At 57.8% G+C, this 2610-nt stretch carries 3 protein-coding genes; all 3 read left to right on the top strand.

What is annotated here, in order from left to right; all coding sequences use genetic code 11:
- A partial coding sequence (ftsY, locus tag Q0478_RS05155; protein ID WP_298676852.1) for a signal recognition particle-docking protein FtsY occupies positions 1-993 on the top strand: 993 nt, incomplete at its 5' end.
- Positions 994-1060: 67 nt separating this feature from the next.
- On the top strand, positions 1061-1963 hold the full coding sequence (locus Q0478_RS05150; protein WP_298676851.1) for an EamA family transporter: 903 nt from the start codon (positions 1061-1063) through the stop codon (positions 1961-1963).
- A 51-nt stretch (positions 1964-2014) separates the two neighbouring features.
- Complete coding sequence (locus Q0478_RS05145; RefSeq protein WP_298676853.1) at positions 2015-2584, top strand: inner membrane-spanning protein YciB; 570 nt, start codon at positions 2015-2017, stop codon at positions 2582-2584.
- Positions 2585-2610: the final 26 nt, after the last annotated feature.

Below are 2610 nucleotides of genomic sequence, written 5' to 3'. Positions count from 1 at the left end.
GAGCCAGAGCCAGAGCCAGAGCCAGAGCCAGAGCCAGAGCCAGAGCCAGAGCCAGAGCCAGAGCCAGAGCCAGAGCCCTCTCGGGACGCACCCGCAACAGCCCCCAAAGCGGGTCTTTTGGGCCGTCTCTTGGGGCGCTCGGAGGCCAAGTCTGTGGTGCGCCGTGTGCTGGATGACGATATGCTCGAACAGCTCGAAGAGCTGCTGATTGCCTCGGACATGGGGGTAGACACGGCTCTGCGCGTCACCGCCAATATGGCCGAGGGGCGTTTCGGAACAAAGCTCTCTACGCAGGAAATCAAGGAAATTCTCGCGGCCGAAATCGCGCGCATCATGAGCGAAGTGGCCAAGCCCATGCCGCTTTACCCCAACAAACCGCAAGTCGTGCTTGTGGTCGGCGTCAATGGCTCAGGCAAAACAACAACCATCGGCAAGCTCGCCAGCCAGTTCAAGGCAGCGGGCAAGAATGTGGTCATCGCGGCGGGTGACACTTTTCGCGCCGCCGCCGTAGAGCAGCTTCAGGTCTGGGGCACGCGCGCCGGCGTGCCCGTGCTCACGGCGCCCGAGGGGTCTGATCCGGCCAGCCTCGCCTTTGATGCCATGACAAAAGCCGAGGCCGATGGCGCCGATCTTCTGATGATCGACACCGCAGGCCGCCTGCAAAACCGGCAGGACCTGATGGAGGAGCTCTCGAAAATCGTGCGTGTGATCCGCAAGAAAGACGAAACAGCCCCGCACAACACGCTGTTGGTTCTTGACGCGACCACCGGTCAGAATGCGCTCAGCCAGGTGGAAACCTTCCAGAAACTGGCCGATGTTTCGGGCCTCGTGATGACCAAACTTGATGGCACGGCCAAAGGCGGGGTGTTGGTGGCGCTGGCCGACAAGTTCGGCCTGCCGATCCACGCCATTGGCGTCGGCGAACAAATTGATGATCTCGCCCCCTTCGACCCCGAAGATTTCGCAGCCGCGTTGACCGGCCTGCAAGAATGATCCTGCTTTCATCTTACCGGAAATACTCGCGGGGGTGCGGGGGCAGTCAGCCCCCGCTACGCTTTGTTTGAGCGACTGGCTCATCTCTCTTGAAGGCACCGAGGCAGGCCACCAGCTTGCGCTGATACTGGCGCTTGTCGCTGCCTTTTTGCATGCTGTTTTCGGCGCCCTTCAAAAAGGCCGACATGATCCTTGGCTGACCCGCGGGGCGATTGATTTCAGCTACGGCGCGATGGCGGCACCGTTCGCGTTTTTCGTGGTGCCCTTTCCCGAGCCTCACATGTGGCCCATCCTGGCCGGAGCCTTTGTCATCCACGTCGGTTACAAAGTCATGCAGGCGCTTGCCTACACAAAAGGCGCCTACACCGTCGTCTATCCGGTGGTGCGGGGCATGGGGCCGCTTTTTACCGTGATCGGCGCGTATCTGATTTTCGGCGAGGTGTTCAATCTGACCCAATGGTTCGGTGTGCTGCTTCTGCTTGCCGGTATCTTTGGCTTGGCGCTCTATAACTACCTGTTTCTCACCGCCGCCCGCGACACCTTGGGGGCAGCTTTGCTGTTTGCGATCATCACAGGATTGTTTGTGGCGGTATATACGACCTATGACGCTTATGGCATCCGCGCCACAGCCAATCCGTTCACCTTTTTGGCGTGGTTTTTCTTTATCGACGGCCTGGCCTTTCCGCCATTTGCCTACTTGCGCTGGCGTAATCTGCCGAACCGTCCAGCCCCCGGCCCGTTGATGGTGCGGGGTTTCATTGGCGGACTGATTGCCTTTGCCAGCTTCGGCTCGATCATGATGGCCACGCGTCTTGACAAAGTCGGCGAGGCCGCCGTGATGCGCGAAACCTCAACCGTTTTTGCGGCATTGATCGGGTGGTTGGTGCTGAAAGAAGCGGTGGGACCGCGCCGGATTGCATTGATGGCATTGATCGCAGCGGGGGCTGTGGTAGTGGAAATGGGTGGATGACAGGAGTGATAGACCGTGGCTGAGAAGAAAAAGATCAACACCTGGTTGAAAATGGCGCTGGAACTGGGGCCGGTGGTTCTGTTCTTTGTGGCCTACGGTCGCATGAAAGATCAGACCTTTATGATCGGCGGCACCGAATACGGCGGCTTCATTGTCGTGACCGCGTGCTTTATCCCGTTGCTGCTGATCTCCACAGGCATCTTGTGGAAATTGACAGGCCATCTGTCGCGCATGCAGATTGTGACGGCCGTTCTGGTGATCGTTTTCGGGGGCATGTCCGTCTGGTTCAATGACGAACGGTTTTTCAAGATGAAGCCGACATTCATCTATCTATTCTTCGGCGGGGCACTAGGCGTCGGCCTTCTTCAGGGGCGCAGCTATATGCAATATGTCATGGAAGAGGCCTTGGCTCTAAAGCACGAAGGTTGGATGATCCTGACACGCCGGATGATGATGTTCTTCTTTACGCTCGCCATCCTGAACGAAATCATGTGGCGTTTCTTTAGCACGGATGCTTGGGTGACGTTCAAAACCTTCGGCCTGACAGGTGCGATTTTCGTGTTTTTCATGACCCAAAGTAGCCTCTTTGCAAAATACATGATCGAACCCGAGGAGAGCTGATCACACGCGATATTGACGGGCAAAAA

This window comes from uncultured Lentibacter sp. (assembly GCF_937123735.1).
Classification (GTDB): domain Bacteria; phylum Pseudomonadota; class Alphaproteobacteria; order Rhodobacterales; family Rhodobacteraceae; genus Lentibacter.
Note: the sequence above shows the minus strand (reverse complement) of the source record. Positions and strands in the feature narration are given on the sequence as shown.